The organism is Lentilactobacillus kefiri (assembly GCF_009739535.1).
Lineage (GTDB): Bacteria > Bacillota > Bacilli > Lactobacillales > Lactobacillaceae > Lentilactobacillus > Lentilactobacillus kefiri.
The window spans coordinates 419,149-445,413 of sequence record NZ_CP029971.1 but is presented as its reverse complement, the minus strand read 5'-3'; the positions used below and the strand labels follow the sequence as shown (position 1 = coordinate 445,413).

At 43.1% G+C, this 26,265-nt stretch carries 25 protein-coding genes; 22 read left to right on the top strand and 3 right to left on the bottom strand.

Annotated elements, in window-relative coordinates:
* Positions 1 to 64: 64 nt before the first annotated feature.
* Positions 65 to 1,033 (top strand): hypothetical protein, encoded by a 969-nt coding sequence (locus DNL43_RS02420; RefSeq protein WP_056982512.1) that lies wholly within the window; start codon positions 65 to 67, stop codon positions 1,031 to 1,033.
* Positions 1,034 to 1,483: 450 nt separating this feature from the next.
* Here DNL43_RS02420 and DNL43_RS02415 read toward each other — a convergent pair whose 3' ends face one another.
* Positions 1,484 to 2,842: an IS4 family transposase gene (locus DNL43_RS02415; protein WP_095347980.1), complete on the bottom strand. Its 1,359-nt coding sequence runs from the start codon at positions 2,840 to 2,842 to the stop codon at positions 1,484 to 1,486.
* A gap of 1,157 nt (positions 2,843 to 3,999) precedes the next feature.
* Here DNL43_RS02415 and DNL43_RS02410 point away from each other — a divergent pair.
* From DNL43_RS02410 to DNL43_RS02320, 20 genes are all read left to right on the top strand, one after another.
* The gene (locus DNL43_RS02410) at positions 4,000 to 4,830 is read left to right on the top strand and encodes an alkaline phosphatase family protein (protein WP_054769591.1); all 831 of its coding nucleotides are present in this window, start codon (positions 4,000 to 4,002) and stop codon (positions 4,828 to 4,830) included.
* Positions 4,831 to 4,954: 124 nt separating this feature from the next.
* A complete protein-coding gene (locus DNL43_RS02405) occupies positions 4,955 to 6,232 on the top strand; it encodes a NupC/NupG family nucleoside CNT transporter (RefSeq protein ID WP_054769592.1) in 1,278 nt (425 codons plus the stop codon).
* Between the two features lie 30 nt (positions 6,233 to 6,262).
* Positions 6,263 to 7,576 carry an NCS2 family permease gene (locus tag DNL43_RS02400; RefSeq protein WP_095344980.1) on the top strand — a complete coding sequence of 438 codons (1,314 nt, stop codon included), beginning with the start codon at positions 6,263 to 6,265 and terminating at the stop codon, positions 7,574 to 7,576.
* A 96-nt stretch (positions 7,577 to 7,672) separates the two neighbouring features.
* Positions 7,673 to 8,587, top strand: coding sequence for a ribonucleoside hydrolase RihC (gene rihC, locus DNL43_RS02395; protein WP_156644977.1), 915 nt, complete (start codon positions 7,673 to 7,675; stop codon positions 8,585 to 8,587).
* A gap of 114 nt (positions 8,588 to 8,701) precedes the next feature.
* Positions 8,702 to 8,833: a hypothetical protein gene (locus DNL43_RS12265; RefSeq protein ID WP_261907173.1), complete on the top strand. Its 132-nt coding sequence runs from the start codon at positions 8,702 to 8,704 to the stop codon at positions 8,831 to 8,833.
* 275 nt (positions 8,834 to 9,108) lie between these two features.
* Positions 9,109 to 9,843 (top strand): 16S rRNA (guanine(527)-N(7))-methyltransferase RsmG, encoded by a 735-nt coding sequence (gene rsmG, locus DNL43_RS02390; protein ID WP_054769593.1) that lies wholly within the window; start codon positions 9,109 to 9,111, stop codon positions 9,841 to 9,843.
* A 16-nt stretch (positions 9,844 to 9,859) separates the two neighbouring features.
* Positions 9,860 to 10,627, top strand: a complete 768-nt coding sequence (locus DNL43_RS02385) for a ParA family protein (RefSeq protein WP_054769594.1) — start codon at positions 9,860 to 9,862, stop codon at positions 10,625 to 10,627.
* Positions 10,617 to 11,501, top strand: a complete 885-nt coding sequence (locus tag DNL43_RS02380; RefSeq protein ID WP_054769595.1) for a ParB/RepB/Spo0J family partition protein — start codon at positions 10,617 to 10,619, stop codon at positions 11,499 to 11,501. Before DNL43_RS02385 ends, DNL43_RS02380 begins: the two co-directional genes overlap by 11 nt.
* Before the next feature lie 102 nt (positions 11,502 to 11,603).
* Positions 11,604 to 11,789, top strand: a complete 186-nt coding sequence (locus DNL43_RS02375) for a DUF951 domain-containing protein (protein WP_013727415.1) — start codon at positions 11,604 to 11,606, stop codon at positions 11,787 to 11,789.
* A 24-nt stretch (positions 11,790 to 11,813) separates the two neighbouring features.
* Positions 11,814 to 12,914: a redox-regulated ATPase YchF gene (gene ychF, locus DNL43_RS02370; protein WP_056981127.1), complete on the top strand. Its 1,101-nt coding sequence runs from the start codon at positions 11,814 to 11,816 to the stop codon at positions 12,912 to 12,914.
* Between the two features lie 26 nt (positions 12,915 to 12,940).
* Entirely contained in the window at positions 12,941 to 13,690 is a 750-nt protein-coding gene (locus DNL43_RS02365) for a DUF1129 family protein (RefSeq protein WP_056981129.1), read from the top strand.
* Positions 13,691 to 14,011: 321 nt separating this feature from the next.
* A complete protein-coding gene (guaB, locus tag DNL43_RS02360) occupies positions 14,012 to 15,163 on the top strand; it encodes an IMP dehydrogenase (protein WP_054769596.1) in 1,152 nt (383 codons plus the stop codon).
* Positions 15,164 to 15,316: 153 nt separating this feature from the next.
* Positions 15,317 to 16,069 carry a matrixin family metalloprotease gene (locus tag DNL43_RS02355; RefSeq protein WP_056981131.1) on the top strand — a complete coding sequence of 251 codons (753 nt, stop codon included), beginning with the start codon at positions 15,317 to 15,319 and terminating at the stop codon, positions 16,067 to 16,069.
* Positions 16,070 to 16,167: 98 nt separating this feature from the next.
* Positions 16,168 to 16,941: an NUDIX hydrolase gene (locus DNL43_RS02350; RefSeq protein WP_225364697.1), complete on the top strand. Its 774-nt coding sequence runs from the start codon at positions 16,168 to 16,170 to the stop codon at positions 16,939 to 16,941.
* Between the two features lie 116 nt (positions 16,942 to 17,057).
* On the top strand, positions 17,058 to 18,485 hold the full coding sequence (locus DNL43_RS02345; protein WP_054769599.1) for a nicotinate phosphoribosyltransferase: 1,428 nt from the start codon (positions 17,058 to 17,060) through the stop codon (positions 18,483 to 18,485).
* Between the two features lie 306 nt (positions 18,486 to 18,791).
* Positions 18,792 to 19,481, top strand: coding sequence for a response regulator transcription factor (locus DNL43_RS02340; protein ID WP_013727423.1), 690 nt, complete (start codon positions 18,792 to 18,794; stop codon positions 19,479 to 19,481).
* A gap of 31 nt (positions 19,482 to 19,512) precedes the next feature.
* Entirely contained in the window at positions 19,513 to 20,679 is a 1,167-nt protein-coding gene (locus DNL43_RS02335) for a sensor histidine kinase (protein WP_056981133.1), read from the top strand.
* 12 nt (positions 20,680 to 20,691) lie between these two features.
* A complete protein-coding gene (locus DNL43_RS02330) occupies positions 20,692 to 21,951 on the top strand; it encodes a D-alanyl-D-alanine carboxypeptidase family protein (RefSeq protein ID WP_056981134.1) in 1,260 nt (419 codons plus the stop codon).
* Positions 21,952 to 22,062: 111 nt separating this feature from the next.
* Positions 22,063 to 22,869 carry an AzlC family ABC transporter permease gene (locus DNL43_RS02325; protein WP_370444195.1) on the top strand — a complete coding sequence of 269 codons (807 nt, stop codon included), beginning with the start codon at positions 22,063 to 22,065 and terminating at the stop codon, positions 22,867 to 22,869.
* A gap of 11 nt (positions 22,870 to 22,880) precedes the next feature.
* Complete coding sequence (locus tag DNL43_RS02320; RefSeq protein WP_056981136.1) at positions 22,881 to 23,213, top strand: AzlD domain-containing protein; 333 nt, start codon at positions 22,881 to 22,883, stop codon at positions 23,211 to 23,213.
* Positions 23,214 to 23,314: 101 nt separating this feature from the next.
* On the opposite strand, the gene DNL43_RS02315 is transcribed toward DNL43_RS02320, so the two are convergent.
* Entirely contained in the window at positions 23,315 to 24,586 is a 1,272-nt protein-coding gene (locus DNL43_RS02315; RefSeq protein ID WP_156644975.1) for an ISL3 family transposase, read from the bottom strand.
* 159 nt (positions 24,587 to 24,745) lie between these two features.
* The gene (locus tag DNL43_RS02310) at positions 24,746 to 25,126 is read right to left on the bottom strand and encodes a DUF1694 domain-containing protein (protein ID WP_054769835.1); all 381 of its coding nucleotides are present in this window, start codon (positions 25,124 to 25,126) and stop codon (positions 24,746 to 24,748) included.
* A gap of 198 nt (positions 25,127 to 25,324) precedes the next feature.
* Between DNL43_RS02310 and DNL43_RS02305 the strand changes: the two genes are divergently transcribed.
* Positions 25,325 to 26,227, top strand: a complete 903-nt coding sequence (locus tag DNL43_RS02305) for a hypothetical protein (RefSeq protein WP_056981490.1) — start codon at positions 25,325 to 25,327, stop codon at positions 26,225 to 26,227.
* The last annotated feature ends 38 nt before the right edge of the window (positions 26,228 to 26,265 follow it).

Here is a 26,265-nt window from a genome sequence, read left to right as displayed (position 1 = left end):
TGATGCCAAGTCGACTGTAAAGGTTAATTCGGCAAACAGTGTTTCGTCAAACACGGTATCTGATGTGACTGCCAATAAGCATTCAACATCAGCTGATGATTCAAAGACAACTAAAAATTCTGACAGCACCGTTACAACAACTTATGGCGATGCCAAAGATAATCAAGTGACCGTCAACGACAGCAGTTCAAAAACTGATAAAACTGACAAAGTCACCGTTAATGATAGCAGCGCTGCCAAAGACGATTCATCGTCAAACGCAGCCGCTGGCGGCTCGGTTGGTGCTCAGGCGCCACAGCAAAGTTCATCACAGCAGGGGGATGCTGTGGATAGTTCTTCTGCCGCCAGTACTTCAAGCTCATCAAGCTCGTCATCAAGTTCAGACAGTTCATCGGCATCAAGCAGCACAGGAAGCACCGATTTGAATGTCGGTGCATCAGTTGTTGGGGCCAATGACGACACCTTGAATAAGGTTGTTAAAGATGTTGTTGATAAGGTGACCGATTCTGATTCCGACAAATCCAGCACTGTGGATGAGTCGACAACGACACCTGCCGTTCCAGCTGATCCAGCAGACGACAATGTGGTCGTTCTGGAGTCACCGGATGCAAGTGAGCCTGGTGAAACCCAAGAAACCTTAATTGTGCCTAATCAGCCGATTATTGAAAGCAAAAACATTCATAATGATATTTTAGGTGACACATTTGCCGATAAAGTTACAAAAAGTGATCCCAAGGCTGTTAAAGCCGCAGCAACGTCAGCATCATCGAACAAAACCAAGTTGTTGCCGTTCAACGCCTTCTCAAACAAGATTTATCGTCACGTATTGAGCACGGCTCAAAAGCCCGGGACGGTTACAACGACTACCGGTAAGAAAGTCACGTTGACCACTCCGGTCAAGCATGTGAAGTATATGGAGCATGATTCAACCGGAATTTCCGAAACGTTGCCGTTATTGGGAGCCTTGGCAATCATCGCTGTTGCCGGTGTGACATTTATCGCATTTGATCCATTAAGATTTTTATTTAAATAAAAGCAAAAAAGACGCGGTTGATACCTTCAGCCGCGTCCTTTTTAATGCCCTCAATGCCTGATAATATAACGTTCCGAAATAAATTTAAAAAAAGTGCGTATAATACTTGCAAACGCTTACAGATATGATATTATATAGTCAAGGAAGGGAAAAGAAGTTCGAAGCACAGGGGTTTCAACCTACTTTGAATGTTCTCTGATCCAAGATTAATATGTTGTTATGTTACCAGATTATTTTCAAATGTTTCACATGTAGAACGCATAGTTGTTTATTTTAAGAGTTTGAGGTTCACGATTCATTAGAAGCATTGAAGTATGAATAAAGAATGTTTTATTTAGCCGATTGTTTCAAAGATTCACAGAGTTTCAAATTGTTACAGCTGAAACTTGAAAGTATGAAGACAGACTGATCCCTTGGTATCACAGGGCATATTTTAATTAATTTAACCATTTAGCTTGCTGTTAACAGCGAAACTAACCGTTTCGGCAAAAATGTGAAGAACTGATTCATCATCTGAATAATTTGGGCTCTTCTTGCATAAACTTCATGATTAATAATCGTTTTTAACGAATTTAGAAGCCATACCAGTGCTTGAGACAACTCAATATCTGGCATGGCTTCGTTCATTATAAAGAATAAATCCCCAATGGTGCGATCATCCTGATTTTGCCGTTCCTGCCAAGCTAATAGGTCATAAGTCATCATGACAATTGCTAAATGGCCACAAAGCCCGTCATAATTTTGAACTTGTGATTTGTCGAGCCGCAAGTATTGCTTGGCAACTTTAAAGTAATTCTCAATTTGCCATCTTCGGGCGTATAGTTGAATGATCTCTTGTGGCTGAAGGCCTAACTGAGTCGTTGCCAGTACTAGGTAGTCATCTTGACGGGCCCGATTAGCCACAAATACCAAGCGAAGCTTGAATTTTTGGTTCCCGACGTGCGCTTCGACAAAGCAGCTGTATTGATAAGCTTGCTTGGGTTGATATTTTGAGGCCTGCAGTCGCTTGTATAATGCTTTAACTGAATATTGCCGTCCGCGATATTGATAGTAAATTTTGCTGGACCGTTTAAGCATGCCCACGCCGTTTAATCCCAACTTGGTTAATTCATAGAACATTTTTGGTGAGCTATACCAGCTATCAAATAACACATAGTCAGCTAGAACGCCATTTGCGAGGGCTTGCTTGACAAGTTGCAATGAAACGAGGTTCATTTTTTGCTGTGCTTGGCGACGTCTCCGGCCAGCAATTGTTCGTTGATCGGTTGTTTTAGCTGATTTTCCAAGGACGTTTTGTGGCTTCTTGGAAGACATTAATGCAAAGTTGATCGGTAAGAATGTATTGGCGTCACTCCAACCCAAAGTTAAAGCCCGGTATCCCTTAATATATAACTGTTTGTCATGGTCAAAGACTCGCGCTAGTAATTCGGTTTGGGTGGCGTACTCACGGGAAAAGAGTGTATCGTCAATGATCAATGCTAACCGCCGCCGGCGGTCAATAAACGGTCGTAAATGCTTGATTAAATGACTCCCAACTTGACAAATCAAGCGTTGCCAATTGATCCGGCCATCGTTCAAATTATTTCTGACGGTGCGACTGGTAAAGTTAGGTGTTTCATGGGCTCGATAAAGCGAGCGTCCCAGGAACTTTGTCGTGACCAGCCATTCAATGACCTTCATCAAGCTGATTTCTGAATGCCGGCGATAATTCACCAACTTGGTGAGTTTAGATAGACCAATGAGGGAAGTAAATTGATGAACAATATTGTGAAGCTCGTTTTCTGTATTTTTTTGTCTTATAATATTCATGACGTAAGTCTCCTTTGTATCTTGGTTTTGGTCGACTAAAGTATACAACGCAGGAGAGCTTGCGTTTATTTTTTGCCAAAAAAGCCAATAACCACACGCCTTTGGCGTGATTATTAGCTTTCATGTTTCAGTTGTTACAGTTTAAAATTAACAGAAGGTTAAATCTAGGTGATTAAGTGTTTGAATATAATGTAAAGCGTCACACATGTTCAAATATGAATTCGATGATTCACTATTGAATACCTGGTGGAGTAATTGAAAAGGGTTATGTACAGAGGTCGCTTGTAGTGGGTCTGAGAGATTCATTTCGAATATCAAATTGATGTGATATCAAGTTGATGAAAGTTGTAAATGAAGTGAAAGTTTCAGAACTTCAGAGTTTCAAGGTTCACTAGTTTTAAGCTTCAGTACCTGCACGATAGGTTTATGTAACACGAAAGAAGCAGTTGTACAAGGTTTCAAAGTTTCACGAAGAACCAAAATATTGATCACACGGCAAATTTATCAATAAAGTAAAAACGTGAAAAATGATTAATGTTTGCGGCAGTTGGATCAATAAATAGTTAGATTGAGGCGATAAGACATTAAGTTTTTAATTAAGTGGGTATCAACCCCAAAGTTCCCTTCCGCATAGGATTTAAACTTGCAGTATCAAAGCGAGTTTGAATCCTATTTTTTGTAGAGTGCGACGAGACCCGGGAGATGCGGTTTCTAAGGGGGCCTGTCTGAAACCCAGGTTCTGGGTTTTGGACAGGCCCCCTTAGAAGTTAGCATCTGGGTCGTCGGAGCACGTTTCGGCAAGGTAGGGGGAAATGCGTCGGAGCACGTTTCAGCAAAGTAAGGGGAAAACATGCTGTTAGTAGGCAGCCAAGCTTCAATCCGACCATCGGAGGATAAAAACCATCCACAAAACACCCCCACAAACTAAAACCACCAACCAGCTTCAATAAAAAATACATAAGTTCCACCCCATCAACCAAAATTTCCAGTTTACGAGATCCGAACACTTTGATATAATGTAAGCGCAATCAAATAAGTAAAAGGTATTACTTACTGCTATGTAGACATATTTATTTACAGTTCTTTCTGGAATGCGGTATTCTATTCACATAGATTATTTTTGCATAATAAGTTTTGAACTGGAAAGGAAGTTTCTGATGAACTTTCGTCGAGTAATTGTACTTGATCTGGCTTCACTGGGAATTGGTGAATCCAGCGATGCTAATCGATTTGATTCTGTTGGTGCCGACACACTTGGTCATATTGCAACCCTGGAAGGATCCAACTTTCAACTGCCCACGTTGAGCAGACTGGGACTGGGTAACATTCGGTATAGTGATCCGGTTGTCGGACTGCCACCAGTTGAAGATCCCATTGGCTTCTTTGGTAAGATTCGTTCCAAAAGTGAAGAAAACTCAAAGTTGAGTGGCTTGCGGGAAATGTTTGATTTTCAAACGGCAACCCGAACAACCAGTGTCATTGACGCCATCGTTGGCCTGCTGGGCGTTCACTCAATTTTGATTAGTGATTACCAAAGCTACCTTTCCAATCAAAACCAAGCTGAAGTCATTCCGGTTAATACAGATGACGCCGGCTTTAAAGAACTTCATCAGCAGGTGATTGCACCTAATAATGGGCTGCTTTATTACCGGACGTTGGGGCTGCAGGAAAATGCCATATCTGGTAACCGCCAGGGCTGCATCGATTCGTTGAAGACGGTTGATCAGCATTTGGCCCGCTTGATGCGTGAATTGTACAGCACGGATTTGCTGATCATCACTTCAACATTTGCCAACGATCCCGCCTTGGATGTCACGCCAACCCGGGAATACCTGCCATTGATTGCATACACGTCTTCGTCACCCGAGGGAAAAGCCCTTGGAATTCGACGAACACTCGCAGATGTGGGGGCCACAATCGGTGAAATCTTTGGCCTCGAAGTTTCCAATGAATCAATTGGGAGCAGCTTTCTTGGTGAACTGAAATAGTTCATCACAATTAATTTGGGTTTAATTCATAAAACCAATTTCATAACAGAGGGGGATAGCTAATTCGTAGCTTTGTTGTTTAGCAATTATTGTCGTTAAAATTCAGAAAAGAGGATTTCAGAATATGCAAATAACATATTTACTGGTCAACATTCTGGGTGTCTGTGTATACCTTGGAATTGCGTTCTTGTTTTCAAACAATAAGAAGCACATTAATTGGCGTTCAGTCGCTGTCGTTTTAGTTATTAACCTTGTTCTTGCATGGATCTTAACCAGCTTTGAATGGGGCCGTGATGCAGTTAAAGCTGCCGCTGACGGATTCAACTGGTTGGTTCAAGTTGCCTACCAAGGTATCAATTTTGCCTTGCCTAACTGGGTAACACCACAATTTGGCGGAACTGCCAAATCAATGAACTTTGTCACTAGTGCCTTACTACCAATCCTGATGATTGTTCCATTGTTTGATACTCTTACATATATTGGAGTATTGCCATGGATCATCAAATGGGTCGGCCGTGGACTTTCATTTGTTACCGGCGCTCCAAAGTTCGAATCATTCTTTGCTGTTGAAATGATGTTCTTAGGAAACACTGAAGCACTTGCCGTTTCATCACTTCAATTAAAGCAAATGTCAGCAAAGCGTAACCTTACTTTGGCTTTGATGTCAATGTCATGTGTTACTGCTTCAATCATCGGTGCTTATACCCAAATGGTTCCTGGCCAATACGTTTTGACCGCCGTTCCATTGAACGTTTTAAACGCCTTGATTATTACCAGTTTACTGAATCCTGTTAAAGTTACTCCTGAAGAAGATACCATCGCCAAGATGGGTGGTTCAGGTACCAGTGAAGCCGCTGTTGAGTCAGGCGATGTACAAGCTGACGGCAAACGTGAGCCTTACTTCTCATTCTTAGGTGACTCAATTCTTGGTGCCGGCCGTTTGATCTTAATCATTGCTGCCAACGTTATCGCCTTTGTTGCTTTAGCCGCATTGATCGATAAAATTTTGGCATTGTTCAACCCATGGTTGTCATTGGAACATATCTTAGGAATCATCATGTTCCCATTTGCATGGTTAATGGGTCTGGATGTCAGCCACGCATTCCAATTCGCTCAATTCATGGGTATGAAGTTGGTTACCAACGAATTCGTTGTTATGGGTAAGATTGCCGGTACTATCAACAACCTCAGCATCTTCCCAGCTCACTACCAAGCACAATTAACTGTCTTCATCACTTCATTCGCCAACTTCTCAACTACCGGTATGATTATCGGTGCCTTCAAGGGCTTGGTTGACAAGGAAAAGAATGACTTGATCAGTAAAAACGTTGGTACAATGCTTCTTTCAGGTATCTTGGTATCATTGATGTCTGCCGGAATCGTTGGATTATTCGTTTGGTAATATTTTCAACTAGAAAGTTAGGTTTTATTTTTGGATAAGTTACAAAGAGAAGAGGAGGCAGCTAATCGGCTGCCTCTTCGTGAGGCTATACGAGACAAAGCAACCGTTAAACGAGAAATTATTGCTGGAATTACCGGATTTTTTGCGATTTCCTATATCATTATCGTTAACCCGATGATCTTGAAGGATGCAGGAATTCCGACTGATTTAAGTGTCTTTGCGACAATTATTTCTTCGCTGGTCGGTTGTTTGATAATGGGATTTTGGGCGAATGCACCCGTTATTCTTACCCCTGGGATGGGGGTCAATGCCTTCATCACCTACACAGTTGTTGTCGCGATGGGGTTATCCTGGCAGGAAGCCTTAGCCATCTCGATCGTAGCCAGTGTGATTTATGTCATCATTGCATTCACCAAGCTGAGTACGATTTTGGCAAAGGGAATCCCGGATACGTTAAAGGCGGGAATTACCGCTGGAATTGGCTTGTTCCTGGTGGAAATTGGACTTGAGAAGGCCCAACTGATTCAGCAGGGCAAAAATTCCATTCTGGCACTTGGTGATTTGACGAAGCCGGCGACTTTATTGGCGCTGTTTGGCCTGTTGCTGACACTGTTCTTATTTGTCCGCAACATCACAGGCGGTTTCTTCATCGGCATTTTGGTGACATCGATAGTGGGCATCTTGTTTGGGATTAAAGATCAAGTATCCCCATCCGTGGGAATTGGTGATATTACCAAATATTCTGCGATCGTTGCCAAGGGTAATTTTAGCCATGCACTCACAATTCCATTTATTCTCGCCGTGTTTTCGATGACCATGATTTTGGTATTTGAGTCGATGGGGCTGCTGGAAGGCATCATGCCGAACCCCAAGAAATTCAAAAAAGCGTTTGAGGCCAGTTCCGTCACCAGTTTTCTTTCCGGAATTCTGGGGACCAGTCCAACTGTTGCGGCTGCCGAAAGTGCTTCGGCAATTGAAAGTGGCGGTCGAACCGGCCTGACTTCAATTGTTGCCGGAATCATGTTTGCCGTTTCCCTGTTCTTTATCCCACTGCTTGCATTTGTTCCCCAAGCAGCGATTGCCCCGGTTATTATCATTACGGGGGCATTGATGATGAACCAGCTTAGTCGGATTAATATGTTTGATTTCTCCGATTGGTTCCCGGCATTTCTGATTGTCGTATTGATTCCATTTACCAGCAGTATTTCAACTGGCTTGGCATTTGGATTCGTCGTTTATCCAATCTTAAAAATTGCTGCGGGCAGGCAACGTGAATTGACTGTCGCAACTTATGTATTAGGAGTTTTATTTTTATGTGATTTGGTACTGAGTGCCTTATTATAGAAGTAGCAGGTGAGCGGACTTTGCGGTTCGCTTCTTGTTAATCAAAAATTGTAAGCGTTTGATATTTAAAAATACTGTACTGGAAAGGAACTTATTATGACCATCAAAATTATTATGGATACCGATCCTGGAATTGATGATGCTGCCGCATTGACCATGGCACTAAATGATCCGGAGATTGACGTTAAATTGATCACCAGTGTCGCTGGTAACGTGACCGTTGACAAGACAACCAAGAATGCCTTGAAGATTGTCCGCTTCTTTAATAAAAAGGTGCCGGTTGCTGCTGGTGCCAAACAGCCGCTGATCAAGGAATTTGAAGATGCTGCCAGAATTCATGGTGAGTCGGGGATGCCTGGTTATGATTTTCCGGAAGACCTGCCAAAGCCTTTGAATATGACTGCGGTTGAAGCTTTGCGTAAAACGATTATGGAAAGCGACGAAAAGATTACGTTGGTGCCAACTGGTTCATTTACCAACATTGCGCTGTTGTTCAGTGAATATCCTGAAGTTAAGGATCACATCGAACGAATCGTCGCAATGGGTGGTTCCCTTGGCAAAGGCAATATGACCAGTGCCGCTGAATTTAACGTCTTTACCGATCCCGATGCCGCTCGGATTATGTACAACTCAGGCATTCCAATAACCATGGTCGGCTTGGATATTACCATGAAGGCTTTGCTGACCCCTGATTCTCTCAGCAAGCTTGAGCACCTGAACGAAGCCGGCAAGATGCTCCACGACATCGCTATTCATGATGGTGATAATAGTTTAAACGGAATCGCCATGCACGATGTCAACACCATCTTCTATCTGCTTCATCCTGAAGCAATCAAGACCGAGAAGATGTGGATCGACATCGTTACTGATGGCCCAGCCATCGGTGAAACGGTTGGCGATATCCGTGGTGCTTACCATGATGGCAAGACCAATGCAAATGTTTGTGTCGATATTGACGCGGAAGCATTTAATAAGTGGTTCCTGGACGAAGTTTCTAAGATTAATATGTAAATTTAAATTTGAGCAGTTGGGCTTTTGGCCTGGCTGCTTTTTTGTTACCATGAAAATTTCTTCGTTTACAAATATCGATTGGGTGTATCATATAGCGGAAGGGAGGTTACTGAGATGCAAAATACTTCGAATGAGAATCAAGTCCTTTATCAAGAACTGGTCACTGAGAAGCAAGCCGAAGAGAAAAAATCGACTATTCGCACTTATAGTCTCATCTCAATGATCTACATGTTCCTTGGAGAATAGATTGTTGATTATATTGTGGTCGAATCACCATTAAAATTTTGACTAGAATAAAATTAATAATCCGCCTTTTAAGCAATCACTGAGCTGGTTGCTTTTTTGATTTATATCGATTTAAATAGAATTTTTCTCAGCGATAAATAAATTTGAAAATCATGTTAAAATTAGTATGTATGCACAAAACAAATGTCCGTGAATACCTTGTCAGTCTAGTCATTTTAAGGTAAAGTATAATAAGACGTGAAACAGATTGTTTCACATATCGGGAGAAATAATAAATGAACAATGATCAATTTAAAAAAGCTCTTTTGGATAAAGGTATCGAAGTTACAGATCAGCAAATGGATCAATTCGATGCCTATTTTAAGCTGTTAGTAGCCGTTAACGAGCATGTTAACCTGACGACGATTACAGAAAAGCCTGACGTTTATCTCAAACATTTCTATGATTCCATAACTCCAGCCTTTTTTGTTTCACAGATCCAAACAGAGCCGTTATCCATTTGTGACGTGGGGGCGGGCGCCGGATTTCCGTCACTGCCGCTAAAAATTTTATTTCCCCAATTGAAAGTCACAATCGTTGATTCATTAAACAAGCGGATCAATTTCTTACAAACATTAGTCGATAAGCTGCATTTAACCAACGTTGAGTTGTTCCACGCACGGGCTGAAGAGTTTGGTGCCAAAAAGTCGGAACATCGTCAGCAGTTTGATCTGGTGACTGCCCGAGCAGTTGCCCGGCTCACAGTACTGAGTGAACTCTGTCTTCCACTTGCAAAAGTCGGCGGCAAAGTCGTTGCACTCAAGGCTGCCAAAGCTGAAAGCGAACTCTCAGATGCCAATCCGGCTATTCGTTTGTTGGGCGGAAAAGTTTCCGGTGATTTTGAATTTACATTGCCGGTTTCTGACGAAGAACGCCATATTATCGTGATTGATAAGGTTAAAGATACCCCTAAAAAGTATCCAAGAAAGCCGGGAACTCCTAATCGGGAGCCCCTGGATCAAATCAAATAATGAGGAGGGATGAACGATGACATATGTAATCGCGCTTGCCAACCAAAAAGGCGGGGTCGGTAAAACGACGACTGCGGTTAACTTGGGTGCCGGCATGGCCACACTTGGAAAGAAGATTCTCTTGGTGGATGCCGATGCACAAGGTAACGCAACCAGTGGTGTCGGTGTGTCCAAAGCCGATATCAAGAAGGACATCTATGATGTTTTGGTCAATGAAGAACCAATGGCTGAAACAATCGTCCATACATCGCACAAAGGATTGGATATTGTCCCGGCAACCATTCAGCTGTCCGGTGCAGAAATTGAACTAACCCCACAGATGGCGCGGGAAACCCGATTGAAGGCTGCGTTGGATGCGGTTAAGGACCAATACGATTTCGTCTTAATTGATTGTCCACCCTCACTTGGTTTGATTACCATCAATGCCTTCACTGCCAGCAATTCGATCTTGATCCCGGTTCAAAGTGAATACTATGCTTTGGAAGGATTGAGCCAGTTGCTGAATACCATTCAGTTGGTCAAAAAACATTTCAATCCAAATTTGAAGATCGAAGGCGTGTTATTAACCATGTTCGATGCCCGGACCAATTTAGGCGAACAGGTTAACACCGAAGTCCGCAAGTTCTTCAAAGATGAAGTTTATGACACAATTATTCCTAGAAACGTTCGTTTATCGGAAGCACCAAGCTATGGTCTGCCAATCATGGATTATGACCCCACGTCAAAAGGTGCCGAGAAATACATGAATCTGGCAAAAGAGGTGTTGGCAAACCATGGCGAATAAGAAGAAACCAACGGGGCTTGGCAAGGGAATTGAAGCCTTGTTTCAAGACAACAACGTTGATACAAGTAAAGAAGACGTTTTAGACATCAAAGTCGCAAACATTAAACCCAACCCATATCAGCCACGGCACCGATTTGACCAGAAGGCCTTGGAAGATTTGGCCCATTCAATTAAGAACTCGGGTGTTTTCCAACCAATCATCGTCCGTCAGCCGGATCCTGAAGTTGAATCTTTTGAGCTGTTAACCGGTGAGCGTCGTTTAAGAGCGTCAAAGATTGCCAAGAAAGAAACAATTCCCGCAATTGTCCGCAGTGTCAACGAAGAACAGATGATGGAAATTGCTGTAATGGAAAACTTACAGCGTGAGGATTTGACCACCCTTGAAGAAGCCGAAGCCTATAACATGCTGATGAGCCGTTTGGATTTGACTCAGGCACAGGTTGCCAGCCGATTGGGCAAGAGCCGTCCATACATCGCCAACTATCTTCGAATCCTTGGATTGCCAACTGAAGTTAAAAAGATGCTGGAAGACAAGAAGCTGTCGATGGGACAGGCGCGAACCCTACTTTCCGTCAACAACAAGCAGGAATTAATCAAGCTGGCCCGTAAATCAGTCAATGATTCAATGACTGTCCGTCAGCTTGAACAGGCTGCTGCCAAGATCAACGGCACCAAGCCTTCAAAGAAGAAAAAGACGACCAGAAAGTCACCATTTGTCCGGGCATCCGAAGGTCAACTTCAAGAAAAGTTTGGCACACCGGTTTCAATCGTTAACTCATCTCGTAAAAAGGGAAAGGGCAAGATTGAAATCGAGTACACCTCAACTGATGATTTGAACAGAATCCTTGAGATGTTTGGCGTCGACCTGGATTAGTCGTAACGGTTGCTGGTTGAACGTTTGTCCGTTGTTTAGCCGAAATGTGTGTTCCGATAATTTCCCTCGGCAATACACGTTGTACAGAAAGGGAGCCTTCATATGTATGATTTAAACGACTTAGTTGAAATGAAAAAGCCCCATCCATGCGGTACCAACCGCTGGCAGATTATTCGAATGGGTGCAGACATTAAGATTCAATGTACCGGTTGCGGTCATATCGTGATGATGCCCCGAAGAGAATTTGATCACAAATTAAAAAAGATCCTTGAAAAAGCTGAAAAATAAACCAGAAAGAAGAGTTGTTGAATTATGGCATTAACTGCAGGAATCGTTGGATTGCCAAACGTTGGAAAGTCAACACTGTTTAACGCAATTACCAAGGCCGGAGCTGAAATGGCCAATTATCCATTTGCCACCATTGATCCAAACGTCGGAATGGTTGAAGTTCCCGACAAGCGTTTGGACCGGATTCAAGAATTAATTCCAGCCAAAAAAGTGGTTCCAACTACATTTGAATTCACTGATATTGCCGGAATCGTTAAGGGTGCCAGCAAGGGTGAAGGACTTGGTAACAAGTTCTTGGAAAACATTCGTCAGGTTGACGCAATTGTCCACGTTGTCCGGGCATTCGATGATGACAACATCACCACTGTATCAGGCAAAGTGGATCCATTAGACGATATTGACACAATTAATTTGGAATTGGGAATTGCTGATTTGGACTCCGTTAACAAGCGTTTGGGCAAAGTTCAACGGGCAGCCAAGGGTAGTGATAAGGAAGCCAAGGCTGAATTAGCTTTGCTTGAAAAGATTAAGCCGGTTTTGGAAGACGGCGGCTCAGTTCGTTCAATTGATTTTGACGAAGATGAACAAAAGATCGTTAAAGGCCTCTTCCTGTTGACCAGCAAGCCAGTTCTGTACGTTGCCAACATTGCCGAAGATGATATGGCTGATCCAGAGCATTCCAAATACTTCCCAGAAATCAAGGAATTTGCTGAAAAGGAAGGCGCAGAGGCAATTGCCGTTGCTGCCGGTCCCGAAGAAGAAATTGCTCAGCTTGATGACGATGAAAAAGCTGAGTTCCTGGATGCAGAAGGGGTTAAAGAACCCGGCTTGAATCGCCTTATAAGAGCTTCATACAAGCTCCTTGGCCTGCAAACGTTCTTCACTGCAGGTGGTAAGGAAACTCGTGCCTGGACGTTTAAGAAGGGTACCAAGGCACCTCAAGCAGCCGGTATCATCCATTCTGATTTTGAACGTGGATTTATCCGTGCCGAAGTCATGGCATTTGATGATTTGGATAAATTAAAGACCCCTGCCGCAGTCAAAGATGCAGGTAAGCTGCGTCTTGAAGGTAAGGACTACGTCATGCAAGATGGCGACATTGTTGAATTCAGATTTAACGTTTAGGAAGTTCAATAGAAGGAGTGAAGCTAGTGAGTAGCAACAACGATGAAACAGCAAAGCGCAGTGCGAACAGCAAAGCGCGTGAAAAGAATGCTCAAGTTCATCAAGACCGGGATCATGCGGCAAAAATTGTCCATTCCCAGTTTGATAACATTGGGTTAACCAAGCGGAATGCCGAGTACATGTTTAAATTTAACCAGGCACTTGGTCCAACGAAATTTTCCGCAGAACAGAAGAAGACAATTATTCAATCAATGGTTCAACAGTTACTTGATGGTCAAAAATCAGGTAAGACGGCCAAAAATATGTGGGGAACTGTCGATCAAAAGCTTCAAAATACGGTTCATCCACCGGCACGTCCTGCTGATCCCCGTAGAGATTACTGGAAAAACGCAGGGTACAATGCTGTCCTGTTCCTGACCATCTTCTTCTTGATGTACGGTGTCTTGTACTTCCTGCCAACCAAGGGCGGTCAACATTCACCTATGATGGGGATTACTGGGATTTTAATTAGTGCGGCCATCGCCGGACTTGGAATTCCAGTTGTAACCATGATGTTCACTCCAGGAGTTAAGCACAAGTACTCCGTCTGGATTCGAATTATCCTGGTTATCCTATTCCTGATTGTCTGGATGGGAATCTTTACGGTGTCATCAATCTTGCCACCAATCATGAATCCGGTCTTGAACCCAATTGTCTATATTGTTTTGGGTGTCCTCTCCGGGTTGGCATCATTTTATATCAAACGCCGCTTCCGGATTACCGGCGGTGTGTTCTAAACTTAGCTAAAACATTGAATAATAAGGCTTTTCAAGCGCTATGGCGTTGGAAATGGCCTTATTTTTTTATCCTTCTATCAGTAAAACACGAACATTAATCACCAAAAATATAAAAAAATTGTCAGACGGCGAAAAAACATGAACAATAAGCTTTATTTATTCGGAAGAGTCGTGTATAATCAATACAATTTCAAAAAACAAATTGCTTAACAGGCTATACACTTTTATTAGAAATAAATGAGAATCTTTTCAGATTCGTTGATTATGTAAAATGAAAATGATAAGTTATTAAGCAATCAACATTAAAAAGGAGCGAGATAGATGGTTAGTTGGGATGAAAAATTCGGTAAAAAAGGTTTGACGTTTGATGATGTGCTGTTGATTCCTGCAGCGAGCGATGTTTTACCAAATGATGTGGATTTATCAGTACAATTGGCAGACAACTTAAAGTTGAATGTTCCTTTTCTGAGTGCCGGAATGGACACTGTTACCGAATCGAAGATGGCGATCGCATTAGCTAAGCTTGGTGGATTAGGTGTTGTTCATAAGAATTTGAGTATCGAAGATCAGGCTGCTGAAATTGCAAAGGTTAAGGCAGTCAAGAAGACAGCCGATACCCCTAATGCAGCGGTAGATGACAATGGTGCATTGTTGGTTGCCGCAGCGGTTGGTGTTTCATCCGATACTTTTGACCGGGCTGCCGCTTTACTTAAAGCCGGTGCCGATGCAATCGTTATCGATACTGCCCATGGTCATTCAGCAGGTGTTCTTCGGAAAATCGCTGAAATCCGTGACCACTATCCAGACACAACTTTGATTGCCGGTAACGTTGCTACTGCTGCCGGAACTGATGCACTTTTCAAAGCAGGTGTTGATGTTGTCAAAGTTGGTATCGGCCCTGGTTCAATTTGTACCACCAGAGTTGTTGCCGGTGTTGGTGTTCCTCAAATTACCGTAGTTTACGATTCAGCAAGTGTTGCCCGCAAGTGGGGCAAGTCAATCATTGCCGATGGCGGAATCCAATATTCAGGTGACATTGTAAAGGCATTAGCTGCCGGTGGTAACGCCGTTATGCTTGGTAGTGTCTTCTCTGGAACCGATGAAGCACCTGGTGACGTCTTTGAAGATCATGGCAAGAAATACAAGTCATACCGTGGTATGGGTAGTGTTGCTGCCATGGAACAACAACATGGTTCAGCTGACCGTTACTTCCAAGGTGGTGTCAGTGAACCCAACAAGTTGGTTCCTGAAGGTATCGAAGGTGAAACTGAATATAAAGGCAGCATCAACGACATCGTCTTCCAGATGGTTGGTGGCCTTCGTTCAGGAATGGGCTACACTGGATCAGCAACAATCAAAGATCTTAATGACAATGCCCAATTTGTCCAAATCACCAATGCCGGTTTGAGAGAATCTCATCCGCATGATGTTAACATTACTAAAGAAGCTCCTAACTACAAACCAGAAGCATAATAATTTGAATTCACCTAAAGGTCAGTCGCCTATGCGGCTGGCCTTTTTATATTGTCGCAGGATGCAATCTGGTCATTCATGATAACCAGAAACAAACCAGTTCAACCTATAATAGAAACGTTATATGCTGAAAGTGACGGAGGGGCTGATAGAATGCTGAAACAACTTATTAAACTCACGAATAGTGTGTTAATCGCGTTTTCTTGTATTGTAATGGCGTCACTTTGCGCCCATGCGGCAACACCCGTGACCCCTCATGGGACTGCCCGCTTTCAGACCAATACCGCCACAATTAATGTCACCCAAAATTCCCCCAGATATCAAGCGGTTTGGACGCGGGCTGTCCAGGCATGGAACCGAACCGGCGCGTTTACGTTTCAAATCACCAACAATTCCAACGCCCAGGTCACAACCAAGATGAATCCGGCCCTTGGATCGGGGTACAGTGGGATGACTTATTTAACAACCGATTACCAAAATTACATAATCAACGCAGAATGTGAGATTAATAATCTGGCATTACGAAACAATCACTATGCCCGATTTGAATGGGTTAACGTTGCGGAACATGAGCTGGGCCACGCGATTGGATTAAACCACAATCCCGGCAAGGCGAGTGTCATGTACGCGTCAAACCGTTCGTATAGTATTCAAAGAGTCGATATTGAAGGGGTTAACCAGCTTTATGCAGGCAGCCCAGCACAAACTTCACTGGGGATGAAGAGTAAGCAGATCATTGATCCGGTCGCTGATTCCGGGGACATTGAAAGCCCAACAGTCGATCCGGAAACGTTTGGCATCATCATTGAAAGAACGTTGTGGCCGGTTCATTACGTGGATTTGGCACATCATATCGTTCGTGAAAATGGGATTCTCAAACGGCTGGCTTATCCGCTCTATTGGTAAAGTTTCACCAATATTTTGAGGATTTATCAATTTTATGCCTAAATAGGAGTATCATAATTCTGGTAGCAACATTTACATTAAAGGCAGGGGGCTTACCGTTGGACTCACAAAACGTTCTCGAACGGCCATTTATCACCATTACAAATTTAATCTGGAGTTTCGACCATATCACCAATCGGGTGAACATCTTGCTGGTTAAACGCGATCACGAACCCTATAACAATTATTGGGCATTGCCGGAAACCTTTATGAGAGCGCAGGAAAGTGCCGAAGAAGCTGCATTGCGTCTGGTTCGCGAAAAGATCGGGATGGACCTGTCAGGAAGCCACACCGAACAGTTGGCGACCTTCACCAATCCACTTCGAACCCCGGGTGAGCGAGCTTTATCGTTGGCCTACATGACATTTTTGCCGGATAAGCCACAGCTAAAAGCTGGTTATGGCGCATCGGATGCCCGTTGGTTTACGATGGGGTATTCTCAAAAGACCTATTCATTCAGTGATGCTCAGCAGACATTTCAATCAACCGACTGTCCGGTTCAGCGCACGTATTATAAGGAATTTGACGGTACCAATGCTGATCCGGCCAAGCATCTGGCATTCGATCATGAATGGATATTAAAAGTTGCTTGTGAACGGATTCGAAATAAGCTTGATTATCAGCCGAACATTTTACTGATATTGGGCGGCAAATTTACCTTGAAAGATGCTCGCAGAGTTTATTCGCCATTTTTGAAAGTCACCGTTGAACAAATCGATAATTCAAACTTTAAAAAAAGTCACCGGGAACTCTTCACAGACCTTGGATCAAGCGAGGTTAACGGGCCTGGGCGACCTGCTCGATTATACAAATTGGCGCATTTGCGAGCTTAAAGCCTTGAAATTTCTGGTTATAGGTTGTAACGTAGAATAAAAGTTTTAAATACTTTTATTTTAACGAATTAAAAGTTAAAGCTACTTTAAATATAAAAAGAAAGTGTCTGAATAATATGAATAATTTATCAATGCTGACAGATTTATATGAATTTTCAATGGCTAACGGTTATCGTCAAACCATTAATGATGAGCAAGGGGTCTTTGATGTCTTCTTCCGAAAAGTGCCAGATAATGGCAGTTTTGTTATCGCTGCCGGGTTGGAACAGGCTGTTAAATCACTTCAAAACTTTTCCTTCAGTGATAGCGACATTGAATACCTGCGTTCGTTGAATCTATTTCAAGAGAACTTTTTGACGTATCTAAAAGATTTCAAATTTGACTGCAAAGTATCTGCTATTCCTGAAGGAACCCCAGTCTTTCCAAGAGAACCATTATTGACGATTCAAGGACCGTTGCTGCAGACGCAATTATTTGAAACTATGGTCTTAAACATCTTGAATCACCAGTCATTGATCGCCACAAAAGCCCGCCGAATCACTTATTCAGCCGGTGGCCGTCCCGTCATGGAATTTGGTGCCCGACGTGCTCAGGGACCTGACAGTGCGACTTACGGTGCCCGTGCGGCCGTTATCGGTGGCTGCAGCAGTACTTCAAATGTTCTGGCTGCCAAGAAGTTCGGAATTCCTGCAGCGGGTACGATGGCTCATGCATGGATTGAATCATTTCCAGATGAATTGACATCATTTGAGAAGTGGGCTGAAGTCTATCCCGACAATGCCGCATTGCTGGTCGACACCTACGATGTTTTAAAGTCCGGTGTTCCAAATGCCATCAAAGTCTTTAAAGAATTGAAAGCTAAAGGCCACAAACCGGTTGGCATTAGAATTGACTCCGGTGATATTAGCCAACTTTCAAAAGCTGCCCGGAAGATGCTTGATGACGCTGGCCTTCCAGAAGTCAAGATCACAGCTTCCAACGCTTTGGATGAACACGTTGTTGCTTCACTTTTGCTTGAAGGGGCCCCATTGGACAACTTCGGAATTGGTGAGAAATTAATTACGAGTGCTTCATCTCCTGTATTAAGTGGTGTTTATAAACTTGCCGCAATTATTCAAGACGGCAAGATGACCCCTAAGATCAAAGTAAGTGCCACTCGTGAAAAGGTTACATTGCCTGGACTCAAGCAGGTTTACAGATTATACGAACCTGGTACCGACAAGGCATTTGCCGATGTCATTGCGCTTAGTGACGAATCGTTGGATCAACCAATCACGGTTGTGAAGGCTAATCCACTTGCAACCAAGCGTGAGCAGCGAATTGAAAAATTCGATGCCAAGCCTTTGCAGGTTGAAGCATTGAACGGCACTGACTTAAAGATGAAGCTACCTGGTGTCTTTGACATTCAAAAATATTCCAAGCAAAAGCTCACTGAGATTCCAACCGCTACTCAACGGTTGATTAACCCTGATGAATTTCCAATTTATATCACGACCAAGTTGGCCGACTTGCAGGAAAAGCTGCTCGAAGCCGATGGCCAGTAAAGTTATTTAAAATAAACATGTTTAGGAGCCCTGAAAGTGATTCTGGGGCTTTTTGTTTTGCCCATTCGTCAGTTATTTAAATCCACGCGGACAACCGGGATCACAATGCACGCTCTTTTAAGTCTTTTTTAAGCTTGGCCTGCTAGTCTTGTAAACGTTGTGTAACGGCCTTACAGTTGCAGTTCATACATGGTTGTTGAATTTGTTAAAAAGTGTAGAATCAGAACTGAGTGCTAATTTATGAAGCAATGCACATAATAATGATAAAATAATAATAAACAATACGATAATGAGGTTAAGTTAATTATGAAAATTTTAGTTGTCGATGATGATAAAGAAATTGCTCAACTGCTTGAAATATATATTCGAAACGAAGGATACGAACCAGTTTCTGCTTATAGTGGTCAGGAAGCTCTTACACGTCTCCGGACTGAATCAGATATTGGTCTGATGATTTTGGACATTATGATGCCTGGCATGAACGGAATTGAAGTTGTGAAGGAAGTTCGTAAGGACTCGCAAATTCCAATTATCATTTTGTCTGCCAAGACAGAAGATATGGATAAAATCCAAGGCTTGATCAGTGGTGCCGATGATTATGTCACCAAGCCGTTTAATCCGCTGGAAGTCATGGCTCGGGTTAAGTCATTGCTTCGCCGAACCGAAGAGCATGTCACCAACGATACACCTGATGTTTTGGACATTGGACCGTTGACGATCAACAAGGATTCTCATGAAGTTAAGACGATCACTGGAACACCGATTCAATTGACTGCTTTGGAATTTGGTATTTTATACCTGTTGGCAAGCCATCCCAACCGGGTCTTTTCAGCTGACGAAATTTTTGAACGGGTATGGCGTCAGGAAAGTATCGTTTCAGCCAAAACCGTCATGGTCCATGTGAGCCACCTGCGCGACAAGATTGAAGAAGCAACCAACGGTGAGAAAGTTATTCAAACTGTTTGGGGTGTGGGTTACAAGATTGAATCCCACTAATCATCTTTAATTTTGAAATGGGGGTTATTGCATGAAACTAACCGGTCGTGAGAAAACCGAACTGTTCCTGGAAGGAATTGTGACGGTGATTTTGCTGTTGCTTTTAAACCTTTCAATTATCATCTTGATTAACCAGTCGATTTACACCAACCCCGGACTGCGGGATGGTATTTTTATCATCAAGCGGTCGATCGTTATTGGCCCTGATCACATGCATCTTTGGAGCTGGGAAAACATCTTCATCATGCTGATGGTCTTGTTTGACGCGGCCATTGTCTACTGGCGGTTAATCAGACGTTATCATCAAATGCAGCTGAGGCACATTATCAGTGAATTGCATTACATTGCCAACGGTCATTTGAATCACCGAATTCCATTTAAACTGAGTGGGAATACCCAGTCGGTTGTTGAAAGCATTAATGCTTTGGTTGATAGTGTTATCAAGTCAATGAACGAGGAACGGGCAATTGAGAGTTCCAAAGATGAATTGATTACCAACGTCAGCCATGATTTGCGGACGCCCTTGACGTCGATTTTGGGGTATCTTGGCCTGATTCGCGATAAACAGTATCACAGTCAGGAAGATTTACTGAAGTATACCGATATTGCCTATTTAAAGGCCAAACAAATGAAGTCGTTGGTTGATAATCTGTTTGAATATACCAAAGTCAAGCAGACCGGAACGCCACTGTCCATCAGTAAGATTGATCTCAATCAAATGATGGAACAGCTGGTTGCCAGCTTTGAATTGGAAGCCGATAAGAGCGGATTGGCAATTTCTGCAAAAGAAACCGACAAGCCGTTATACATTGAGGCCGACGCGGAAAAGCTGGGCCGGGTCTTTAATAATTTGATATCCAACGGAATTAAATACGGTAAGGGCGGTCATCATATTTACTTGAGTGCCGCAGTTGGCCAACCGGGTGAAGTTGTCATTCACGTTGCTAACGATGGCCCTCAAATTCCAAAAAAATCATTGAATCAAATCTTTGAGCGTTTCTATCGGGTCGAAAGTTCTCGAAACAAAGAAACTGGCGGTTCAGGATTGGGATTAGCCATTGCTCAAAGTATCATCGATCTTCATGGCGGGTATATCAACGTTAGTTCGGACGAAGGTCTGACAACGTTTGCGATTCACTTGCCAGTTAAACACGGGGACAAATTAAGCAAGCCAGCCCAAAAACAAGCTGCCGAATAAGGGGAGAACTTTATGAAACATCGTTTTAGTTTATTCATCGCCTTAATGGGCTTTTTTTGCGTTCTGGCGGTGTCTGTTCCAGCCAGTGCCAGCAGTAATACCAGCCCAGACATTTATGCAAAGGCAGCGATTGCTGTTGATGCGCAGACCGGACAGATTTTGTATCAAAAAAATGCCCACCAGCCGCGGGCAATTGCATCGATTTCCAAATTGATGACTGTCTACATTGTTCACCACGAAATTAAGCAGCACAGGCTGGCATGGGGTGACAAAGTAAAAATTACCTCTGCACTTGCCCGCTTAAGCACGGCATCCGGCCTCACCAATGTGCCATTGAAAGCCGGCCGGTCCTACACGGTGCGCGAGTTGGTTAACGCGACGCTTGTCGCATCTGCCAACGCTGCGGCACTTGCATTGGGCCAGAAGGTTGCCGGTTCATCGACCAAGTTTGCGGAATTGATGAACCAAACTGCACATAAAATGGGAATTAAAGATGGCAAGTTCTATAATGCCTCGGGCCTGACCAATAAGCTGACCGGCAAGTTGGCTTTGCAGCATGTCAGCGCTAATGCGGAGAATATGTTGTCTGCAAGTGATGTTGCCTTAGTGGCAAAAAACTTGTTGAAGCAGTTCCCAAAGGTGACGCATATCACCAAGCAGACCAGCGGCACGTTCTATGGCACCCAGATGTCGGGACATAACCAGTTGATTGGCGACAACAACATAGCCAAAGGCGTTCAAGTTGATGGTTTAAAGACCGGTACGTCTGACAAAGCCGGGGCCTGTTTCGTCGGCTCGGCAACTCAGAAGGGGAAGCACCGAATTATCACCGTGGTTCTTGGTGCCCGAAATAAAAGTGCCAGTGATCCGGCCCGATTTATCCAAACGGCTAAATTAATGCGCTCCGTTTATACCACCCAGCATCCAATTAAGATTGCTGCAGGAACAAAGATTTCCGGCGTTGGCAAAGTTCAAATTCCCGACGGTAAACAGGAATCGATCACACCGGTTACCAAAGCCACAAATTTGGTATGGGCTGCGAACGCAACGAAGCAGAACCATGTAAGTGGCAAGTTTGTTAAAAAACCGGCTAAGTTGGCTTCACCAACCAAAAAGAATACGGTTGCCGGCAAAGTTCATTTGAGAATTAACGACAAGCGATTGCAATACATTGGTAAGTCCACTGGCGATTTTGTGATGGTTACGAAAAATTCTGTAAAAAAAGCAAATCCGTTCGTTCGCTTGTGGCGTGCGATATTGAGACTGTTTTAGAATTGATTTTCACAAAAGGTGTTTATTAATTGGACCATATCCCATATAATTGTCTTTGGAGTGTTTACAATATTTTTACACAAATGTTACGAGTGTGTGAAATCATTTTAAATGGAGGAATCCTTTTTGGGAAAAGCTGTAGCAAAATCGAGGGCGAAACTTCCATATTGGCGAAGAATTCTTGATGCATCTTTGCCTGTAGATTTAAGTTATATTCCAATTGGGCTAGCATGCGGTATTTTGCTCAACGCATCCGGCTTTAATGTTTGGACCACACTAATGGTGTCGGTTATGGTCTTTTCCGGTGGTGCTCAATTCTTGATTGCCTCTCTTTTGGCAACCAATTCCCCAATGCTTTCAGTAATTTTAATGATGTTCTTCCTGGAACTTCGTTATGCATTGCTGGGGTCCAGTCTTTCTAAGTATCTGCATGGGGAATCACTGGGATTTACCGCACTTTTTGCGGCATCTATGAATGACGAAAATTATGCACTGAACTATTTGAAATTTTCAACCGATAAGAAGTTCACACCGCGTGAAGCTTTACATGTTGAACACATGACACTGGCGTTTTGGACGGTCAGCAACCTTATCGGAAGTTTGATCGGCAGTGCAATCAATATCGATTTGACGATTGTCCATTTTGCTTTAACCGCATTGTTCCTTTACATGATTGTGATGCAGTTGAAGAATGGGCTGATTATTGTAATTTGTATTTTGTCAGGATTTTTGGCGGCCTTTTTCATGGTGATTACCAAATCGACTTTGGGCTTGGTACTTTCAACACTTACGGCATCGTTCATTGGGTTCATGGCAGAAGCAACGATTCGGAAGTTCAATCAGCGAAGTCGTTGGCTTAAGTCAATGAAGAACCCAGCCGGATCACCAGATGACACCGACGAAGATATTAATGACTAGGAGCTATCTTTATGGAATGGAACACGACACAACATGTATGGTTAGTTTTAGGGTGTTTTTGCGTGGCTTTTGCGCCACGGTTAATTCCCCTAATGTTTTTTCGTACACGAAAAATTCCAAATTGGTTTAACGAATGGATGAGATATGTTCCAATTTCGCTATTTACGGCGTTGGTTGTAAAGGACATTTTCATCTCGCCTGAGTACACGGTCACCGTTGTGAACCGGGCACCTGAGATGATTGCGGCCGTGATTGTGATTGGGATTGCTTATTGGACGCGTTCCATGGCCATTTCAGTTGTCTTGGGACTGGTTGCTGTCTTCTTATTGGCAATGGTTGTTTGACGATTTAAATTTACATACAAAAAGGCTGCCGACATAATTGCCGGCAGCCTTTTTCGGTTCTTCGTCAACTGTTGTTGGTGAACAAAATATTGGAGTTCTAATCACTTGGTGATTAGGGCTCTTTTTGTATGAACTCGAAAAGCGAACAGCACTCTTAGCCGGAATCTGAAGAAGTTTCGGTAACCAAATCCAGTGCGCTTAATGACTTTAATCTTGTTGTTTGAACCTTCTAAGGGCCCGTTGGTGTAGTGGTGGGTGAAAGTGTTGCCAATTTCATCATGATGAGCCGCCAAGGTTTGGAGGGCTGCCAACATCTCTTCCGAGCACCCCTGCAGGTGGTGAAAGGCTTGATTATAGTTGGGCCAGTCGCGGTTTTTGATGGTTTCACGTAACCAATTCATCACGTCGTAAGTTTGCTTGAGCTCGGGATCAATGTCCAGTAAAGCATCAACCACATCCGTGGCAGTTGCCGGATAAGGGAAGTTTGTCCACTTGCGGAAAGCCTCGTAGTTAAGGTGATTGGCCGGCGTTAATAATAGTTTCCAATAGCGTTTCAAGGCGTGATACTGGCGCGAGGAAGTGGCCAGGGTTTTCATGAGACGCACTCGCGTCTTGTTAAAAGCCCGGTTTAAAGCGTTAACTAAGTGAAAAGGATCAATAACAACGATGGCGTTCGGGAAGATCTGCCCAACCAATTTGGGATAGGTATAGTTCATATCGGTGACGATAATTTTCACATTTTCTCGTGCGGCTTGGTCATAATGCTGGAAATACTTTTGAAGCTGATAGATGGTTCTAAAGGGCAATAGGTCAATTAATTCGTGGGTTCCGGCGTCCATAAATTCAAAGCTCATCGCGTCGGTGGCACTCTTAGTGCTTTTAACTTCGTCCATGAGGAGAACTTTGGGTAAGTAGTGCCAGTTGGTTTTAAAGTCCCGTTCAGCCCGTAAGAGCTGCCGACCAACGAATGAATCCGAAGTGGACAATTCATTGGCAATGTGTTTGAGGCTCACTGGTTCCGTTAACTTCTCTAAACATTGTTTCCGGGTTGTATTTGAAATCGTGCAGTGCTTCGGCACTGCACTCGTCTGCGCCAGGAAGTTGGTATGACAAGCCTTACAGTGAAAGTTTCGCCGATTGAGGCATAGGATAACCGTGCTGCCCAATGTTTTAGCGAATCTAATGGTGGTCCTTCGCCAACCATAGCCAATGATCTGGTGATCATTAATAACCCCACAGTTGCGGCAAGCCTTGGGGGAATAGTTCAGCGACCCGTTTAATCGGATCACCCCATCATCACCTATTTTGCCATTCTCAATTTTTAAGTGTTTATCATCTATTCCTAACAACATTTTCGTAGTATCATTTGACATAGGGCATTTCCTTCTTTCTCTAAAATCTTCGTGGTTGTTGGTTTTGATGAACGGACAGGAAATGTCCGCTTTTTTATTCTAATGAAAAACAAAAAATCTGTCATCAGTAATAGATAAAAATCTATTACCAACAACAGATATTGTAGAGCCCCTTTTTCATTACAATAGAATTCTTCGTTTAATTTTTTCAGTTGGATTGGCAACCACCAGACCGAAGTCATTAGGGCCAAGCGGTTGATCCACCCGCATCCCATTTTGTACCAGGATGGTGTATTTGTAATTGTCCTTAATTGCCATGTCCATAAATGGGTCGATCAGTTCCTGATCCATCCTGCCATTGATGTACAAGTGGTATTCGGGATAATTTTTCAGGACCTTCGCGACCATCTTGTTGGTGCCGGCTTGCTGCAGCTGGCCGATCGTGAGTGCCAGAGCAACTCGTTCCCGGAAGTTTCCAAGAAATGCCCGTTTTTCGTCAGGCTTGATTTGAGGATTGCCAAACATATGCTGTTTAATAAACTCTTCTGAACTGTCAGCCATTTGCAGATTCCTTTCTTTTACGATGTTTAGGTTCAATATACCAAAAATTTCGTTGAAAGTCTTCATCTATCATTTGCTATAATATACTTTAACGATCAAGTTTCCAAATTTTTAGAAAAGGTGTTTGCTTCCTTAAAATGCCGGTTCCAGAAAAATGTTATAATAAATTTGAACAAATTTTATTGGGAGGGCTTCAATTTGAAAAAATGGATCTGGATTGTAATCGCCATCGTTATTGGTGCATCAATTGGTGGTTACGCATACGCCCGTCATAGCCAAAATGAAAAGATTTATGCAGAGGCTATGCAGCGAGGCCGCCTTCAAATTTCGAATAAAAAATACACTGCAGCTGAAACATCGTTTACCAACGCGTTAAGGCGTAAGCCAAACGATGACAAAGCAAATGCCAATTTGAATCAAACACAATCGTTTATTGCCGCAAAAGATTTATTTGATTCGCTCAAGTTTGGCCAAGCAAAGAGTGAGTATCAATCAGTTGTTGATACCAAAAAAGGCAACCAACTCTTATCTGACCGAGCCAAAGCTCAAGTTGACAAGATTAAGAACATTCAAAAGAACCGCAAGAACTATAACAAGATATACGAACAGGCGCTTGATCAGGCCGGCGATGCTCAGTATACTCAGTCAAACAGCACATTGGATAAGATTTTCTCAGATAAATCAATCCATCAAACATATTATGCTGATATTTTGAAGAAGGCTGAAGATTTGCGTGATAAGAATAATGACGCAATCAGCGGCAATACTTCAACCAGCAGTTCAAGCAGTTTCGAATCAAGCAGCTCTGACAGCAACACCAACAATAATCCTAACGTCAACGGGAATAGTGCCAGCTTAACTTCTTCCGAAAAGAAAGCCGCAGCAGCTTACAAGGGTTCAAACGAATACACCGTTACCAAGAAGGATAAGGATCTTGACGGTAAGCCGATTACTGCCGCTCAGATTTCCAGTGCAAGAAAGAAGATTTCTGCTGCCGGTGTTGATTCCAACGCAATGAGTGATCAAGATGTTCGAAATGTGATCAAGGGTGCCCACAAGAATGGTGAAACCATTGGTCAGTACGTCAAAGCCCATTACTAAAAAGAAAAATGAACGAATGACAAATCTCAGGGATGCCA

Coding starts and splice junctions, on each gene's coding strand:
- DNL43_RS02345 (WP_054769599.1), top strand. CDS start 17,058: ATGAATAATTTATCAATGCTGACAGATTTATATGAATTTTCAATGGCT.
- DNL43_RS02335 (WP_056981133.1), top strand. CDS start 19,513: ATGAAACTAACCGGTCGTGAGAAAACCGAACTGTTCCTGGAAGGAATT.
- DNL43_RS02385 (WP_054769594.1), top strand. CDS start 9,860: ATGACATATGTAATCGCGCTTGCCAACCAAAAAGGCGGGGTCGGTAAA.
- ychF (WP_056981127.1), top strand. CDS start 11,814: ATGGCATTAACTGCAGGAATCGTTGGATTGCCAAACGTTGGAAAGTCA.
- DNL43_RS02340 (WP_013727423.1), top strand. CDS start 18,792: ATGAAAATTTTAGTTGTCGATGATGATAAAGAAATTGCTCAACTGCTT.
- DNL43_RS02315 (WP_156644975.1), bottom strand. CDS start 24,586: ATGTCAAATGATACTACGAAAATGTTGTTAGGAATAGATGATAAACAC.
- DNL43_RS02330 (WP_056981134.1), top strand. CDS start 20,692: ATGAAACATCGTTTTAGTTTATTCATCGCCTTAATGGGCTTTTTTTGC.
- DNL43_RS02405 (WP_054769592.1), top strand. CDS start 4,955: ATGCAAATAACATATTTACTGGTCAACATTCTGGGTGTCTGTGTATAC.
- rsmG (WP_054769593.1), top strand. CDS start 9,109: ATGAACAATGATCAATTTAAAAAAGCTCTTTTGGATAAAGGTATCGAA.
- DNL43_RS02320 (WP_056981136.1), top strand. CDS start 22,881: ATGGAATGGAACACGACACAACATGTATGGTTAGTTTTAGGGTGTTTT.
- guaB (WP_054769596.1), top strand. CDS start 14,012: ATGGTTAGTTGGGATGAAAAATTCGGTAAAAAAGGTTTGACGTTTGAT.
- DNL43_RS02375 (WP_013727415.1), top strand. CDS start 11,604: ATGTATGATTTAAACGACTTAGTTGAAATGAAAAAGCCCCATCCATGC.
- DNL43_RS02325 (WP_370444195.1), top strand. CDS start 22,063: ATGGAGGAATCCTTTTTGGGAAAAGCTGTAGCAAAATCGAGGGCGAAA.
- DNL43_RS02355 (WP_056981131.1), top strand. CDS start 15,317: ATGCTGAAACAACTTATTAAACTCACGAATAGTGTGTTAATCGCGTTT.
- DNL43_RS02310 (WP_054769835.1), bottom strand. CDS start 25,126: ATGGCTGACAGTTCAGAAGAGTTTATTAAACAGCATATGTTTGGCAAT.
- DNL43_RS02415 (WP_095347980.1), bottom strand. CDS start 2,842: ATGAATATTATAAGACAAAAAAATACAGAAAACGAGCTTCACAATATT.
- DNL43_RS02380 (WP_054769595.1), top strand. CDS start 10,617: ATGGCGAATAAGAAGAAACCAACGGGGCTTGGCAAGGGAATTGAAGCC.
- DNL43_RS12265 (WP_261907173.1), top strand. CDS start 8,702: ATGCAAAATACTTCGAATGAGAATCAAGTCCTTTATCAAGAACTGGTC.
- DNL43_RS02410 (WP_054769591.1), top strand. CDS start 4,000: ATGAACTTTCGTCGAGTAATTGTACTTGATCTGGCTTCACTGGGAATT.
- rihC (WP_156644977.1), top strand. CDS start 7,673: ATGACCATCAAAATTATTATGGATACCGATCCTGGAATTGATGATGCT.